Source organism: Leyella stercorea, from assembly GCF_021531655.1.
Window position 1 is genome coordinate 25536 of the sequence record NZ_JADYUF010000031.1, and the last position, 18493, is coordinate 44028.

Consider the following 18493-nt stretch of genomic DNA (forward strand, 5'->3'; position numbering starts at 1 on the left):
ACTTATGCGTTATACCAAAGACATATTCGACATATTGAGCAGAGGTGGATTTATATCGCAAAACTCCGTCTCACAGCAAATCTCTAACCTTTATGATGCCATAGAAGATGACTTTCAGCAATACCAAGACTACTTCAGCGGAATTGGCTTTTTGCTTGAAGGCGGCAACGGATATTATTATTTCTCACGATTGGAGAACAAGGTGGAACTGGCGGACAAGGTACAGCGAATGGCAGAATGGATAGACAGGATTGACTTCCTCAAAACCTTTAACACTGCATTCGGGTCAGGATTCACATTCCGCAAATCGAATATCCTGGAGCAGTTCTCAAGCGACATAGAACTCAAGGAAAAGGCACGTCACCTTTATACCGACCTCAAAACCAACGATGAGAAAATGGACAAGCTGATAGGCGACCTACAACGTCAGGGATTCGTGGAACTGCAGGATGAACTTGACGGCACTTTCAAGGTGACAGCAGCCTTCCATTACATAGAAGAACTTATTGATTGTCTCACCATTATAGAAACCGATACCGAACAAGCATGAGAGCATTACGCAAGATAATATTTGTGAACAGCGCACACATAAGATACGCAGAGGTGCGACTGGACGGAAATGTGCACTTCATCGGCACACAAGGCGTGGGCAAGAGCACCCTGCTACGCGCCATCCTGTTTTTCTATAATGCCGACAAATTGCACCTTGGCATTCCCAAGGAGATGAAATCATACGACGAATTTTATCTGCCACATGCCAATTCATACATCGTGTATGAGGTGGAGCATGAACACGGACCGTTCTGCGTGCTAACGTTCCGTTCGTCAGGCCGTGCCTGTTACCGATTCATAGACGCTGCATACCGTAAGGAATGGCTCATAGACAACAATGGAGACGTTACGGCAGACAGCAAGGTGATACGCGAGCGTCTGGGAGGAGCGTCGATGAGCAAGATTATTGACCGCTACGAGCAATACCGCGACATTCTCTATGGCAACAGACAAGCCGTGGGCAAGGAGTTTGCACGTTTCCAACTGATGGAGTCGAACCGTTATCAGAACATCCCGCGAAGCATACAGAACGTTTTTCTCAACTCACGACTGGATGCCAATTTCATCAAGGACATCATCATCCGCTCTATGAGTGATGAGGAAGCCAACATCGATCTCGGATATTACCGTCGTCAGGTGGCAGACTTCGAACAGGAATATAAGGACATCTCATGTTGGTATAAGCTGAATCAGAAAGGCGAATCCATAGTACGCACACAAGCGGAAAACGTGGTGAAGACTTACCGCGAACTGCTATTCATGAAGCGGCAGATAACCGAACTGTGCGGCGAACTGAAATATGCTGTACGCACATCAAGAGAACGTCTGCCTTTGGTGGAGAAGAAGATAGACGAGCTTATGGAGGAACAAAACCGGCAGAAAAGGCTGATAAGCGAAATACAGCAGAAATTCGATATGGAGAAGTCAAGTCTCAACCAAGAGCAGGGCGTGGTGAACGACCGCCTCAAACGTCTGAAGAAACGTAAGGAATATTATTCTGCCCAGAAGATAGAGGAGATACTGAATAGATACGAGCAGGAACAGATTCTGCGCGTAAAACTCGATGGAGACAATGCCCGACTGGCGGAACTCACGGCGCACTTTAATGACATAACAGCTAAATATAAGGCTCTTTATCAAGGGGCGAAGAACGTTTTGGAGAATTATCGTCAGTCGCAGACCAACCGCATCATCTCTCTCGGAATGGAAAAGCAAGCAGCAGACGAACGTATGCTCGCCGAACATACCAAGCAACGAGAGGGTATAGAGGTGGCTTTCGCCGATAAAATCACTCTCGCCACCAACTATATCGAACAACTTAAAGGCGAAAAGACGGAGCTGGAGAAAGAGATGCTGAAACTGAAATACTGGCAACCTTACAAGGAAGAGACTGACGCTCTCAGCAAAGAAACCAATGAACTGGCTTTACGTGAGAAAGAATTGAACGGACTGATTTCAGCCACGGAGGCTAAAATCAATCAGCTGCAGACCGAATACGAAAAGAACGAAGCTGAAATAATGGCGGACAGTAAAGCCAAGTTGGATGCAAAGCAGCACGAAATGGATGAAGTTGAGGGGAAGTTGACTGAGATAGACAGCTTGCTGGAAAGAACCAAGGGATCGCTCTATGAATGGCTGGAGGCGAACAAGCGCGATTGGGAACAGAACATAGGTAAGGTAATAAACGAAGAAAGCGTGCTCTATCAGACCGGATTGCATCCGCAGAAGGACGAGGGAACATCGCTGTTCGGCGTGAAACTGGACCTTATGGACCTGCCACTTGCTGTGCGCAAACCTGCCCAACTGAAAGCGGAACGAGCAGAACTGGATGCGGCGCTTCGCTCGTTGAAGACTGAATATGTTGGCTTGACGGAACTACAGGAGAAACTGCAGGACGAACTGAAACGACGCTTTGCTCCCAAGATGAGAGAATTGCACGAACAGAAATCATACCATGAGACCGAATTGCGCGTCATTCCACAGAAACGCAAGACCATACAGCTGAAGAAGGAAGACTATGTGGCTAAGGCTCAACATGAAAAGGAGGAAAAGGCCGAACAGCTGAATGCACGACTGCAGGATGTGACGATACGCCGAACTGCTGCCGATACGGAACTGGCAAAGATACAGAATGACAAACAGAAACAGCTGACTTCTGAAGACAAGCGACACCAGAAAGCTAAGGAGGAAATTATCAAGCAGCACGAACAACGGGTGGCTGAAATACGTGCGGACATAAGATTGCAGGAGCAGAATACTGCCAAGGAGCTGCAACTGCTGCAACAGCAAGAGCATGAAGAACTGCACGGACGTGGAGCTGACACACGTATAGTGGAGGAATGCAAGGCTTCAATAAAGACGACAGAAACCGAACTTAAATACATAGACGACCACAGACGTATAGTGTTCGACTATCAGCGTGACTGTGAAGAACTGTTCGACCATGAGGAAGAATTCAAAACAAGGAAGAAACTCATCACCGATCAGTTCCAGCAACTGAACGAGAAATACGATCTCCGCAAGCAGAAGCATAACGAAACGCTGAACTTACTGAGCAAAGAACTGAATGAACGCAGGGAGGAGAAGACCCGTATTGACAACGACCTGCATAAGGCTGAACGCTTCATACATGACGAAAACCTGTGTCCGCCAATGCTGGCAGAGGCACAAGAACGTCAGACACTGCGCACGCCAGGACTGGCAGTGGACGAACTGACGGGCATAATTGTGTCACGCCAAAAAAGCCAAGACAAGCTTAAAAGCGCAGTGAACGTGTTCAAGGGCAATTTTACCGCTAAGAATACTTTCAACTTCCGTATGGAGCTGGCTCTTGATGAAGACTATCTCGACTTCGCCAATAATCTGGAAGACTTCCTTGTCTACAACAAGATAGAAGAATTCCGACGCCGCACCAGCGAACGATATGTAGACATATTGGGACGTGTGTCCAAGGAGATGGGCGATCTGACGCGGCACGAATCGGATGTAGATAAGGTCATTCATGATATCAATAACGATTTCCGCGAACGCAATTTTGCCGGCGTCATAAAACTCATTGCCCTTCAATCCGTTCCTTCAGCAGACAAGATGGTGCTGCTGATGAAGCGTATAAAGGATTTTCACGACGACAACCAATACACCATGGGTGAGCTAAACCTATTCTCCTCAGCCAATCGCGACGACGTGAACCAGAAGGCTGTAGGACACTTGCTCGACCTGATGAAGTCGCTTGTTGACAATCCGCAACGACGATACCTTGCACTCTCTGACCTATTCCTGCTGCAGTTCCGCATCGTGGAGAACGACAACGACACGGGATGGGTGGACAAGCTGTCGCATGTGGGAAGCGAGGGAACGGACACATTGGTTAAGGCAATGATAAACATCATGCTGATAAATGTATTCAAAGGAAAGGTAAGCCGTAAGTTCGGCGACTTCCGCATACATTGCATGATGGACGAAATCGGCAAGCTGCACCCGCAGAACGTGAAAGGCATACTCGACTTTGCCAATGCCCGAAACATACTGCTCATCAACTCTTCGCCCACCACATACAACGTTTCGGACTATCGCTACACCTATCTGCTTAGCAAGGACAGCAAGTCGCAGACCGTGGTTCATCCTTTAATATCACAACAATAAAACACATCAGAAACAGCTGACTATATTCGTATATGAAGATTACGTCATCTCTTATAGACAAGCTTATCAGACTTCGCTCAGGTGAGTCACTTCCGTCCAGTGCCCTACGTGGTGAATGGGTGGAAGAACTCCTAAGCGACGGTGTGCTTATCAGCCGTTCACACGGAAGCAGAAGCTGCATAATTGCGGCTTCTCCAGATACATTGGAAAAAAGTCTGATGCATATCAACGAACGGTTAGGCCATCTCGACAAAATGAAAGAGACTCTTGACGCGGAAACAACAAGGTCAGAACAGGCGGCAGAAACGGGTAATTCCAAACTTGTGACAGCACGCTCATGCCCAGGTTTTCCAGTCAATTCATACGAACCAATCATATGCTGTCTGAACGGTAAGGAGCTGGTGGTCAATCCACAGGAAGGCACATTCCTATTCATTGCCGATTGGCAATCATTTGCCATACCTGCCGATGTGACCGTCGTAAACATCGAGAACATGGAGAACTTCCGCCTTATACGTCGTCAGCAATCCTTGTTTGCCTCTGCATTGGCAGGCAAACAACTGCTGTTCGTGTCGCGCTATCCGCAGTCGTCCGACCTACGGACATGGTTGCAGACCATCCCTAACCAGTACGTCCACTTCGGCGATTTCGACCTCGCCGGCATCCATATCTTCCTTACAGAATTTCAAAAACACCTCGGCACACGTGCCTCTTTCCTCATTCCGCAAGACATAGAACAGCGCATAAAGCATGGTTCGGCAGAGAGATACAACGACCAATATCCAAAATTCTGCCACCTCACCTCCAATATCCCGCCACTACAGCAACTGATAGATATGCTCCACAAATATCACCGCTGCTACGACCAGGAAGGATATATAGAGAATAGTTTGACAGAACATCACATCACTTAAACATAAAAAAGCGTACAACCAAAATCATTAAGATTTAAGTTGTACGCCTTTTGTTATTAATTCGGATTAAGATTTACAAATTGGTCAAACTTACTTCACTTCCTCGAAATGCAAACCGTTATTAAACAAGCCATTTGCGTGAGCGTGCTGCAAATGTGCTGCAAATATGGAAATAAGCAACGATAAGCAAACACGCACTCAACTGCTGCAAAGGTAGTGCAAATGAAGAGAAAAACAAAAATAAATCACATTTATTTTTATTTCCGAGGTGCAGCCTACCTTATTAAAAGGTAGTGCTTTACCACAAAAACACATGATAAAACACCCCAAAAACTACAAATAAAATACCTCAAAAATTATAAATGGATTACAACAAAAAATTAAAATAAAACACATCAAAAACTTAAAATACGTTTGGTAATCAAATTAAAATGAGTACCTTTGCAGCATAAAACAAAATCGAATATGGCATATCTAAATAGAGTCTTTGACTTGCGACTTAAAGCGCATCTTAAAGCAATGGGAGCAGTGCTCATTGAAGGACCAAAATGGTGTGGCAAAACCACCACTGCCAAGCAATTGGCCAATAGTGTTATTAGTTTACAAGATACTGACCATCGTGAAGAATATTTGGCTACAGCCATTACCAAGCCCTCATTCTTATTAGAAGGGGAAGTGCCTCGCTTGATAGATGAATGGCAAGATGCCACAATGCTATGGGATGCAGTGCGCACAAAGGTTGATGAGCGTGGCTTGCCTGGTCAATTCATATTGACAGGGTCTAACGCTATTGACGACAGTAAAATCCATCATAGTGGAACAGGGCGTATTTCCCGGATGGAGATGCTGCCCATGAGCCTGTGGGAATATGGTGAATCTAACGGCAGCGTATCATTGATGGAGATGTTCGACAATCCTCAAGAAGAAATCTTCGCTACCTCGGAACTAAAAATGGAAGAAATCATATTTGCTGCATGCAGAGGAGGTTGGCCAGCAACATTGAATTTAGGTGACGACAAGTCAAAATTACTTGTTGCCAAAGAGTATGTAAAGTCTGTATATAAGAATGACATATCACGCATAGATGGAGTAAAGAGAAATCAGAAGTTGGCGCACCTGATAATGAAATCATACGCACGCAACATCTCAACATTGGCGAAAACCACATCCATATTGGCAGACGTTACTGCTTCTGATGATGTAGAATGTACCAGGCCTACGCTTGAAAGCTACATCGAGGCATTGGAAAAACTGTTTGTCATTCAGGACATAGAGGCTTGGTGCCCTTCCATAAGGAGCAAGACAACAATCCAAAGCAGACCCAAACGAGCGTTCTGTGATCCATCGGTTGCAGTCGCATTACTCAACCTGTCACCAGAATCCTTAATGACTCAGTTAAAGACATTTGGCTTTATTTTTGAGCAAATGTGCGCACGAGATCTTAGGGTGTATTCAGCCTCTCACGATAGCCTCCTGTCATACTATCGCGACCGCTACGGACTGGAAGCCGACTTGGTGCTTCATCTTGACGATGGACGCTATGCTCTGATAGAGTGCAAACTTGGCAGCCGTGAAATAGAAGAAGGAGCCAAACATCTTTTGGAAATTAAACGACTTATTCAAGTGCATAATGAAACAGAAAAGCAGGTGCCGTTGCGCGAACCCGACTTGATGATTGTCATGACAGGTGGCAGCATGGCTTACACACGCCCAGACGGAGTCAAAGTCATACCGCTTGCTTGTTTGAAAGATTAAAAAACAGAATAGAATATGGGAACAGTATTACTGGCACTCTGCTTCTGTGCGTTGTCGCTCGTCCTTGCCTTGTTTGTGGGCATATCGCCCATAAGCGACAAGGCGAAAGTAAGGTTTATGTATGTCTGTGCTGCGCTGTCGTTGATGGCAGTGCCAATGATGAGCCATTATATTGCAGGGCTGAACGATATTGTGGACGAGCTGCGTTATCAAGCTGTGCTTGTGTTCATCGTCGTTGTGTGTTGCTATTGCTTCGTCATGGCAAATATGGTGAAGTACAATGTCATGAAGAAAAAGGTGGCGGTGCTTGAGGACACGGTAGAGAAGCTGGAGCAAGAACGTGCGGCAGCAATGTCGCAAGCCGTGGATGAAGATCAGCAGCACAAAGTACAAGAAGCACTCGACTGGTTTGCAGCAAAGATGAGCGTGTTCAGCAAAGAAGAGCAAGAGGCCATCAACGCTTGTGCCATTGCCTTTGCCGAGCGCGACCTGGTAGTAATACCCAAAGTCAGCATAGCCGTTAATGCCAAATGCAGCCAAGCCGACCTCATGGCGTATGCCAGTTCCACATTCTTCAAGATTGGCAAGAAGCGTAAGGATATTGCACGGTTCCTCAGCATTGTATTCGAAGCTTACTTCCCTGGTGGCGAGGGATTTGTGTATAAGAAGATGCCAGGAGCGAAAGAATGCCAGAAATAGGTAGTTTAGGCATATTGGCTACGCCTTATTACGGCAAATTTAGCTCCAAGAAGAAAAACATAGTAAAACATTCGTTATTCTGATTGTTTTGCGTTAACTTTGCACAGGATATCCACTTGCTGGAAGCCCAAAGGGCAAGCGGGTGGGTTTTGACTTTATGGAAATGGGCGTTTACTTAGCGCCTGTCTTTGACATGTCGTAACTTCGCAACTTACAGTAATCGTCAAAGGACGGTGGCAACCAGTAAATGCTCACGGTAAGGTATATTATACCCTGCCGTGATTTGTCGTATATGTACTTATTGTATGTATACGGCTGCTCACGTATGGGATTAATATATACCATGCGTGGGCTTTCAGCGTTGTCCGTCTCGACGATTAGGGCAATGCGAAGGCCTCGACATGTGGGATGGGCAAAGGCGAATCCCACGCTTTATTTTTGTAGAGGTACAGCAATTTTTTATAATTATCGTCGGAGATTGGGGTTCTATCCGCACCTAATAAGAGGTAGAGCCGAAATGTACAAAATAACATGGGACAAAGAAACGGGAGGAGTACTGCTCCACTCTCGCATTGTGGAAGGTACGTTGGGTATCTCCCCCCGTCCTGTGTTCTTTGAGGAGCTGGACTTGTTGGGGCTTGATAAACTTGGATGGACTTATCCTCATGTGGAAGAGCCGATTATGTGGGCTGTCAACAAGCAGTATTGGTATAGGGGAGTGAGGCTCTTTGATGCCAAGGGCGCCAATATATACACCAAACCTACACTGGAGATACAACCTGGTATAGAACCAATGGAGTTGGTGCCTGTTGACGTGAAGAAGATGCTTCAGCGTACATCTGATTTGATGTTCGTATTGGAGAATGAAGCCATAGAATTTATCCGTGACACTTATTTGGCGTATGCCAAAGCAAATAAAACCTACAACAAGGCTGATGCCAACAAACTGGACTTCGAGACGATGGCAGAGCGCGTGGAAAAGAAGAGCAAGCAACACATGGCTGTGGTTAAACAGGATTGTGACTCGTTCGATATCATGCCTCTTGCTACGGCAGAAAAAGAAGGCAAGCGTGTGCTGCTATCTACCAAAATAGACCGCTTTATAGCAAGTTTCTCTGGTGGTAAGGATTCGCAAGTGGTACTCGACTTGTGTACACGTGCCATTCCTCCTACAGACTTTGAGGTCATTTATAGCGACACCGGCTATGAACTGCCTCCTTCTCTCGCTCTTTACAAAGACGTGGAGGCGTACTATAAAAAGAAGTTTCCTTCACTCCGTTTCCTTACAGCCAGCAACCACGAGTCGGTACTGAGCTATTGGGACAAGATTGGCACACCAAGTGACAATCACCGTTGGTGCTGCTCGGTGATGAAGACGGCACCGTTGTACCGAATGTTGAAAGTTGAAGGCAACAAGCAAGCACGTGTTCTGACATTCGACGGAGTGAGAGCGGAGGAGTCTGTAAGGAGAAGTGGATATAATCGAATTGGAAAAGGTGTTAAACATTCGACTGTTATCAATGCAAGTCCAATATTATCTTGGTCTTCTGTTGAAGTATTTTTGTATTTGTTCCGCTATGGCTTCCCAATTAATATTGCATACAGACGTGGTATAACAAGAGTTGGATGTATTATTTGTCCTTTTTCCTCTGAATGGAATGACATGGTGGTTAATCAAACTTTTCATGAAAAACTTGAGCCCTTTTTGTCACGAATTGAAGACAATGTAAAACGTAACAAGGTACAGGATTTTAGAAATTATATTGAAGATGGAAACTGGAAACGACGAGCCGGCGGTCGTGACATTCATTCTTCCTCAGCTATTGACTTTCTGTCTTCAAAGCCAGACTTGAATGTCATGTTGATCAAACCACAGAAGCATCCTTTAACATGGATTAGCGCTATTGCTCCATTTACAGGTTCTGAAAAACAAGGAGAACTCAAATACAGGAATGAAGTATACTCATACAAGTGTGAAAATAATGGTGATGTTTATAGTCTGTCTTTCAAAAATACAGCAAAAAGTTTAGCGTTGCAAGGATTGATAAAAAGGGCTTTGAATAAGGCCACATTTTGCATAAATTGTGAAGCTTGTGAAGTAGAATGTCCGACAGGTGCATTATCTATTTTACCAAAAGCCGAAATAGACACTAATAAATGTATCCATTGTGGGAAATGCCTAAATTTCCATGAAACTGGATGTATTGTAGCTCATTCATTAAAAATAACAGAAACACCAAAGAGTAAAATGAAACTGATTAGTTATAATAATTTTGGATTACGTGAAGAATGGTTAGACTACTATATGTCTAATCATGACGATTATTTTCAGACAACAAATCATGGACTAAATGTCAAGGAGCAGTTGCCAAGTTTTGTAAAATGGCTTGTTCAGGCAGAAATTCTTTCTGATACAAAGAAAAGAGAAATTACCCCATTTGGAAAGTTGCTTATCGAAATATATGAGAACAATCCAAGTTTAGTATGGCAAATTATTTGGATAAACTTGACGTACAATTCTCCTATAGCACATTGGTATTCGCAGAATGTTTCTTTCGGAAGCAATTTCACTGATGCTGATTTGAGAGAAGGGGTAAAGAATGATTATTCCAGTGACAGCACAACAACGATAAAGAATGTTGTGTATGCTCTCACTCGTACATTTAAGGAGAGTCCTATAGGTGAGGAACTTGGTCAAATGACTAAAGTTGATAAGAACACATATACTCGATCTGGATTTTCAGATATTGAGGTGGAAGCAGTCGCATATTCATTATACAAATATGCACAGATAAAGGAAAGCAACTTGATGAGAGTTTCCGACTTTTACAAAGCTGATGAAAAGGACGGAATATATAAGGAATTTGGTATTTCAAAAAGTGATTTGGAAAAGAAATTGCGTTTTCTTTCTTCTGATAGTCACAGAGTATTGGTGGCAGAACTAAATATGGGTTTGGATCATATTACACTAAGAGATGATTTAACTCCTGAAAAAGCTTTAGAGACATTAGCGAAATGAAAGCATTACTTGTTACATACACAGATATGATTCTTTCTTTAACATTGGGTAATTATAGAGGATGGATTTCGTTATCAAAGCCACTATACCTTTTGTCTTTGATTGAATGTGTCAAGTATGGTAAGTTATGCTGTAATAAATTTAGCTTAGATGATGTTTACTTACAACAAATGTTTTTCTCACAATATGAGAAGGTCTATGGTGAGAAAAAATATTGCTTGTCAACATTTCTTAAACCATTTTATCATCTTGCAAGTTCTCCATTCTATCATTTAATATGGAAGCGTGACTTTGAATCTCCGAGTATGTCATCCTCTCCTTCTGCCAAATACCTCCGCGAGAATCTTCTCTATGCAAAATTGGACGATGAGCTATGGGAGCTATTACAAGACGCAGAGAACAGGGATTATATCAAACAGAACATCATCAGTCGATACCTGACAAAATAACTATAACAAACCAATCATACACTTATGGCAACTAAGTATGACGATATAATAAAGCTTCGTGGTGGCAAAGCCGCTTACGACATAGCAGAAGAAAAAAAGGGTGAATGGGTTTCGTTCATCCCCAATGAACAATTTAACAACGTGTTGCGTACGGTCATAAAGAGTGTGCGTGGAAACGACATTGACAACCACAAGAGTTTTTGGATAAACGGAACATACGGCACTGGCAAGAGCCATGCCGTAGCAGTTGTCAGTCACTTGCTGGGTGATGCCGTGGAAGACATACGCCAGTGGGTGGACTACGAGTATAAGGACGCAAAGTTTGCCACACTCCGTCAAGCCATTTATTCACTTCGCGAGACGAAGCGTTTGCTCACGGTCAATGTTTATGGACTGGGAGCAATGACACATCCCGGAGACTTGGCTCTTGTGTTGCAGAAGGCGGTAACAGAAACGCTCCGCAAGCACAAGATAGAGATAGCTGTGCCGACGGATTATGAAAACTACATTGAGCAAATACACCAGAACCCGGAAATATGGAATCATCTGATAGATACTCATACAGCTCTGTCGTCTGTTGTTGCCGACAGTGATCAACTGGCAGAAAGCCTGAAGACCGGCGACCTTGGTATATTCCACCGCGTGAGCGACACGCTGCGTGAGGCACAACTCGATATACGCCTTAACAACGACAATATCAAGCAATGGCTTTGTGAGGTGCAAGACCGTCTGACAGAGTTGGGAACGTATAACGGTTTGCTGATTGTTTGGGACGAGTTTACCGACGTTATGACCGACGCCATTGGTGTACCCGTGTTGAAACAATTGCAAGAGGTGGCTCAGAAGTTCATGAATGAGGACTGTAATTCCTACCTGTTCCTTATCTCGCATCCGTCTGCATTCAACGGCATCGACTCCGAACAACTGAAGCAGACCGATGGGCGATACCACCGCATGAAGTACAACATGGAATCTGTATCGGCATTCAAGATTATGTCGCGCAAGTTTGAAATCATTGATGAGGAGCGCCATGCCCAGATGTGCCAGCAGTTCTATACGATGAATCCGCAACTGCTTGACATCTTTACAGCCACCAGCAACGACCAGCAGTCCACCCGTGAAGACCTATTTAATCTCTATCCCCTGCATCCGGGTACAGCTAACCTAGCCACTCACTACGCTACTGTGGTAGGCTCATCGAGCCGAAGCGTATTCGAGTTTTTGGGACAGAATGATTCCATCCGCGATTTTCTTGACAGCGAGGAGAGTTTCTTGAACCGTGACACCATCACGGCAGACTATCTGTGGGACTATGTATTGAAGGTGTTCCAAGACGATGTGACCAACTATGGAGCCGTAACGGAACGCTACAACTCATACAAACTACAGGTCAGCAATGAAGGTGCAGCCTATTTTGCTGTATTTAAGGGAATATTGTTGCTCAACGCCTTCAACAATGTGTCGGGAGAGAACAACAACGGACTGGTAACACCATCGGAGGACAACATACATGCCCTGTTTGCTGGAACACGTTATGACAGTGAGGTGGACACAGTACTACAGTGGTTCAATGAACAAGGCATCATACAACGTGCGCCAGGCGGATTGTACTCAGTACAGTTCTCTGCCCTGCCTTCAGGTGAGATAGAAGAAAAGAAAACAGAGATGCGCAATGTGCAGTATCGCTTTACGGAGCAGATACTTAATTTCTCAGATGCAGCCAGCACGGCTTTTGAGAAAAAGATGATGCAGAAAGTGATACGCCCATATGGATTCAAGTTTTTCTCCGACCATCAGAACGAAGCCGTGCTCAGAAGCCAAATTAAGAATGCACGAAAGGATACGAAGACGAGCACCATGTTCTTCGCTCTGCTGATGGCAAGAAACAACGCTGAACTTGGCGTGCTGCGCAGTTTTGCAGAGAAATGTGCCGAAGACGAGAACGACAAAGACCTGAAGAATATTGTGTATCTTGTGTTTGACGAGGTGTTTACCGATGCTAAGTATGAGCAGTTTATAGAATATCAAGCCAACTATGCATGTGCCAGCAGCCATGGCTTCCTCGATCAGCAGAAAGTACACCGCGACCATGCGGTGTCGATGGTAAAAGAGTGGATGGATAGCGTGCAGCGTGGCAATGCCATTGTGTATATAAATGGTGAAGATAAACAGCCCATTTCCGTTAAGCATCTTTCAAGCATTGTCAACAGTGTGATATCTCCGACCATATTTCCATATGGTCCGGATGCTTGTGAATTGTTACGTCAAAAAGCACCGTCAACATTCTGGCGCCAACAGAACTCGAAAGAGATTGTGCGTACATTCATATTTGCTACTTCAAAGGAAGAACTGGCAACCATAACCGCTCAGATGCGCCCTATACAATATCTTGTACAAGAGTGCTTGGACGACAACATGGAGTGGAAGGGCGATGTGCCAGAGAACCATCCGTTCAAGGTTGTATATGACAAGGTGCAGAGTATCATCAAGTATGCAGACAAGAGCCTGCCATTCAACTTTGATGATAAATTTTCTGTTCTGCAGAAGCCCCCATACGGCTTATACGGTAGTTTTGCTCCAATGGCAATGATGGCTTTTGCCCTGAAGTCTTGGGCAAACAAAATATTCGATATGCAGGGCAAGCCACGCGACAAGAATGCATTAATTGACGATATCGTATGGCTGTTCAAGGTGTGGGATGACAAAAAATCGAACAGTAAGCTGAACTTCAAGTTCCAAACACCCGAAGAAGGCAAACTGTGCAAAGACCTCATATCGCTTTTCAAGCTGAACAACAAGAACAATGACTATTCGGATGTGACCAGTCTGAAAGATGCCCGTTACGCCATAACATCAGAGTTTCTTGGCAAGAAAGGATATCCGCTGTGGACGGTGAAATACGCCTCGGAAGCTGCTTTTGCCAGTTTGCCAGTCATGCTGAACATTACGGATGAAGAGTGCAGACTGATAGACAATATCGTCACCATCTGTATGGAACGCGACCTGCGGAATCCAGCGTTGGTAAAGGATACTATAGACCTCATCTCTGAACTGAGGTTCGAGATGAAGAACATCCTCAATGTGGATGCAGCCTTCTCTGATGGCTTTAAGAATTATCTGATGCAGCTTGACTTCATCAACATACAAGAAGATGAAGTGGATGACGTGAAGCACTTCATCGAGCAGAATCTACAATCAACAGTAGGTTATTGGACTGAAGAAGAGGTGGAGAAGAAGGCATTACAATGGAATTCTGCAAGAAGTTCATCTGCAAATGGTCAGCAAAAAACAAATGGCAATGGTTGGCAACAAAGCAACGACATAGTTTCCGAACCGCCTACCAATAATACTGTACAAACATCCTATACGGATTCTAACGCATTGGAGGAGAAGCGCAAGCAAGCAAAAAAGCACATTTCAAGCATTGTTTCCCTTGATGATGCAAAGGCTCTGCTGACCCGACTGTGTGACGAATGTGGAGAGTGGCTGTTGGACAAGATAAACGGTTAAATCTATGTATAAGGAGTTTGGTACATTGGAAGACCTCTGTCATGAAATAGAGGTCGACAAACATTGGACGGGAGCGGAGAGCAGTCTCCGCAACCGCTATCCAATACGTTTTGTATTGTTTGAGAATTTTGGCGACTTTGGCGATTTCGTGCAAGTGTGCCAAGACCATGACGTGTATGTGCAAAGCATAGAAAAATGGATGAAAGACGGACAGGACGACAAACTTATCACCTATTCGCAACTTGCCGCATTATTCGAGGCTTACATTAAAAGTCTGCCTGCAAACGATTTCGTCATCGCGCCATTTTCGGAGATAACAAGATTCTATGACAATGCACATTACGCTGAGTTTGATTCGTTGCTGAAGACAATACGTCTTATCCAATCACCGGAAGAAGCCCAACATGATCACCAGCGTATATACGTGCCTGTCATCGGTATGCAGAGCAAGGTGAGCAAATTCAAGGACGATCCAAATATCCACATATGGGAATACCGCTCTGGGACAGAGTATGACAACTATCACCTGATTCTTACGAAGGGAACAACATACGGTGTGAAAGGACTTGAAGAACATTATACGCTGTGTGAAGACCTACGCCATTGGATTGCCCTTTGGAAAAATGTGGGTGCCAAGATAAAGCCGCAGATTATTTGTACATCAAAGTGTATTTTCGCCAACAGTAATAATGCCCAGCCAGACAATGCCTTCAAGTATACGATTTGCAACAATGCGTTTGAATTCTTGACCAAAGGACTCTGTATTGATTTTGGCAAATTGAATGCAAGAGAAGAAGATATGCCGTATTGGGAAGAACTGGCTTCCAATATTGATGTGGCAGATTTTGATTTTGACGCTTTTGTCAATCAACGGTTCAATACATCAAGTTTGAATGAAGAGAATGCCTTTGTGCAGACATGGTTTGAATATAGGGATGAGTTTTCACGCTGGCTGCTGAAAACTTATTTTGTATGGAAAACAGAGGAATGCAATTATCTCATTAGGGTCTTGGAGAACGTTGCCTCTTTGGGCTCGTCAGATTTGTTCTCACAAATAGCTACCCAAATCTTTGAAGAGTCTCTTGACGAGACCAGTATTAGCCAACGTTTGGCTCTGCTTAGAGAAGCAAAAAGACAGCATGTGCAGATAACGAGTTTGGCAGAACAAAAGGTTAAGGCAAAGTTGTCGGCAATGGCTGCTGATCCAGAACGTGGGCCATTGTTTGCGATGAAATATATGTCACCACTCACTTTGTCAGAACAATGTCTTATGACGGAATGGGTTGGTCACGGAAAGATAGAAAAGAACTATATAAAGATTCTTTTCCCTGAATTGTATGCCTATTTGTTGCCTTCAAGTGTGCAAACAGAGAAAGTCAATGGTTGGATAAATGAATATTTCCAGGAATATTGTCTTTCAAAAGTGGGAAATAGTCAAACAGAAAACCTGACAAACAAGCTCAAGGAACTTAATGCTTCACAAGTCAGTTTTGAGACATGGCGCAATGGTTTCAAGACTGTAAAGACATTCATGCACAACAGGCAGGATATTGACATTTACTATTGGATAGATGGGCTTGGTGTAGATTGGATTCCATTCATAACACGAGTTATTGAAAAACACAAGGCAGATGGAGTGTTCTTGAATGAAATTTATGTCGCAGCTTCAGAATTGCCTACAGTCACTTCCGTAAACAAGACGAAGTTGGATGAGATGGCAGATGGCAAACTGGTGAAAATCGGAGATGTTGATAAGTTTGCACATACGCCGAAAAAATATCCTGCATACCTTATTGAGGAGTTTCGAATTGTAGAAGATGCCATTTCGAAAGTTCTCTCGCTGTACAATGGCAAGAAGATAGCATTTGTCTCTGATCATGGAGTCAGCTATATGGCACAGTTCGGAGCAGGACTTAACCTCGCAGGCGTGGAGACAGATCATGCTGGACGTTGTGGACATTGGCTCAAAGGGTCTGCTCCGGCAGATAATAACTATGTTGTTTTGGATGATGGCCAGACTCTGTGTTCATTGAATAACAACTCTCTTTCCACCAAAACGCCAGTGGGACAGGGTGCTCATGGAGGCGCAACACCTGAAGAGGTACTTGTACCTATCATAATTGTTTCCAGTCAAAAAAATGCAAATGTATATTCTGCGAAATTGCAGTCAAACGAAATTGTTGCAAGTAGCCCCATAGTAAGATATACGATAAAGGGAATCAGCAGCATAGACACTCCATATGTAACATACAATGGTGTTGACTATGAGCTTCACAATATGGATGGAGATGTTTATGAGAGTGAACGATTGAATCTCGTCAGCACTTCAACAAGAATAATCCTACATATAGGAGAATTTAAGCAAACAGACAATCTGAGCATCAACACTGGTGTTCAGGAAGACGACTTATTCGGATTTTAAATTATGCAAGCAACTATCACACAAAAGATTCGGGAGCAGTTCTCCTCGATGGCTATATATAAAGACCCTGCATCAACCAACAGCTTGTTTGCCGGGCGAAACCTTCCGTCATTTGTAAAAGACTTTATTCTAAAGCGGTTTATCAATGCGGATGGAAATGTCAACCGTGCTGAGTTGACAAACTTCCTTGATATGGTCATACCGCAAAAGCAGACAGAGGTAAAAGACCGTTTGGCTTTTGGTGAGGAACTTACTTTGCTCACACGTTTCATCATCTACATAGACTTGGTGAAAGGTGTGCGCAGATTCGGAATCCCTGATCTTGGCATCAAAATAAATGAAGGACAAATACCTGAGTACGTTTACAAAAATCATCAAGGCGAACTCGTTGATGGTGAGAAATGGGGAATTATAAAACTTTCTGTACTTCCTGATGAAGATGGAAAGAAAAATCATGTTGAGATGGTTGATTACAAACCATTCAAGCCTTACCGCAGTGTTGACATTAATTACTTGCGAAACGCTCGTGCAGTTTTCTCAACGGAGGAGTGGATAGATGTGCTTTTGTCGTCTATGGAATATGAAGCTGATGGTTTTGAGACAATGACACAGAAAATGGAGTTCTTGACACGTCTTCTTATTTTTGTCGAGCCTCGATTGAATGTTATAGAACTTGCTCCAAAAGGAACGGGTAAGTCATTTGTGTTTGGAAACCTCTCAAAGTATGGATGGCTTGTGAGTGGTGGTAAAGTTACACGTGCCAAACTTTTCTATGATAAGGCAAAGCAACAGAATGGTATTATCAAGAACCATGATTTCACTGCCTTTGACGAGATTCAGACCATTATATTCCAGGAGCCAGCAGAAATACAGGCTGCTCTCAAATCGTATTTAGAGTCTGGTAAAACAACGATAGACAACAATGAATTCTGTTCAGAGTGTGGGCTTATGATAATGGGCAATATACCTCTTAACGAGCAGCGCCGACCTTTGAACTACCGATACTTTGATTCTTTGCCACAGTCATTCCGCGAATCTGCTTTACTTGACCGTTTCCATTGTTTTATTGAAGGTTGGCACTTGCCTCGTATCAACAAAGGCATTATTTACAAAGGGTGGACATTAAATGTAGAATACTTCTCTGAAATACTACATTCGCTTCGCACTCAAAATGTATATGGACTATTGTTTGACGAATTAGTGGGATGTGACAAAAATGCTGATACACGAGATTTCAATGCGGTTAAGCGTATAGCAGTAGCATACATGAAGCTATTGTTTCCTCATTGGACTCATGTTGAAGATGTAAACATTGATGATTTTGACACTTACTGCCTACAACCGGCTATTCGTCGTCGTGGCATTATAAAGGAACAATGTCATTTCATTGATGTTGAATTTAAGACTGTTATGCCTGATTTTTGGATAAAGACAAATATGTAGAATAATAACTGCGAAAGAGGGTGTGTCAAAACTCCCTGATTCTTAAAAAATCACAAAGCCCTGACTTTCACAAGCCAGGGCTTTGCTA

General features: G+C 43.8%; 10 protein-coding genes. All 10 read left to right on the top strand.

Features of this window, described 5'->3' with window-relative positions:
- Positions 1-4 precede the first annotated feature (4 nt).
- Positions 5-550, top strand: coding sequence for a condensin complex protein MksE (locus tag I6E49_RS09790; RefSeq protein WP_235402036.1), 546 nt, complete (start codon positions 5-7; stop codon positions 548-550).
- Positions 547-4194, top strand: coding sequence for an ATP-binding protein (locus tag I6E49_RS09795; protein WP_235402037.1), 3648 nt, complete (start codon positions 547-549; stop codon positions 4192-4194). The genes I6E49_RS09790 and I6E49_RS09795 overlap by 4 nt, the downstream gene beginning before the upstream one ends.
- A 32-nt stretch (positions 4195-4226) precedes the next feature.
- Positions 4227-5108 carry a DUF7281 domain-containing protein gene (locus tag I6E49_RS09800; protein ID WP_235402038.1) on the top strand — a complete coding sequence of 294 codons (882 nt, stop codon included), beginning with the start codon at positions 4227-4229 and terminating at the stop codon, positions 5106-5108.
- Positions 5109-5573: 465 nt separating this feature from the next.
- Positions 5574-6863, top strand: coding sequence for an ATP-binding protein (locus tag I6E49_RS09805; RefSeq protein WP_235402039.1), 1290 nt, complete (start codon positions 5574-5576; stop codon positions 6861-6863).
- Positions 6864-6878: 15 nt separating this feature from the next.
- Positions 6879-7562, top strand: a complete 684-nt coding sequence (locus tag I6E49_RS09810; RefSeq protein WP_235402040.1) for a hypothetical protein — start codon at positions 6879-6881, stop codon at positions 7560-7562.
- 517 nt (positions 7563-8079) lie between these two features.
- Complete coding sequence (locus I6E49_RS09815; RefSeq protein ID WP_235402042.1) at positions 8080-10581, top strand: phosphoadenosine phosphosulfate reductase domain-containing protein; 2502 nt, start codon at positions 8080-8082, stop codon at positions 10579-10581.
- The gene (locus I6E49_RS09820; protein ID WP_235402043.1) at positions 10578-11030 is read left to right on the top strand and encodes a hypothetical protein; all 453 of its coding nucleotides are present in this window, start codon (positions 10578-10580) and stop codon (positions 11028-11030) included. The genes I6E49_RS09815 and I6E49_RS09820 overlap by 4 nt, the downstream gene beginning before the upstream one ends.
- A gap of 24 nt (positions 11031-11054) precedes the next feature.
- Positions 11055-14540, top strand: coding sequence for a hypothetical protein (locus tag I6E49_RS09825; RefSeq protein WP_235402044.1), 3486 nt, complete (start codon positions 11055-11057; stop codon positions 14538-14540).
- A 4-nt stretch (positions 14541-14544) separates the two neighbouring features.
- Positions 14545-16962 (top strand): BREX-4 system phosphatase PglZ, encoded by a 2418-nt coding sequence (gene pglZ / locus I6E49_RS09830; protein ID WP_235402045.1) that lies wholly within the window; start codon positions 14545-14547, stop codon positions 16960-16962.
- A 3-nt stretch (positions 16963-16965) separates the two neighbouring features.
- Positions 16966-18405: a BREX system Lon protease-like protein BrxL gene (brxL, locus tag I6E49_RS09835; RefSeq protein WP_235402046.1), complete on the top strand. Its 1440-nt coding sequence runs from the start codon at positions 16966-16968 to the stop codon at positions 18403-18405.
- Positions 18406-18493 lie beyond the last annotated feature (88 nt).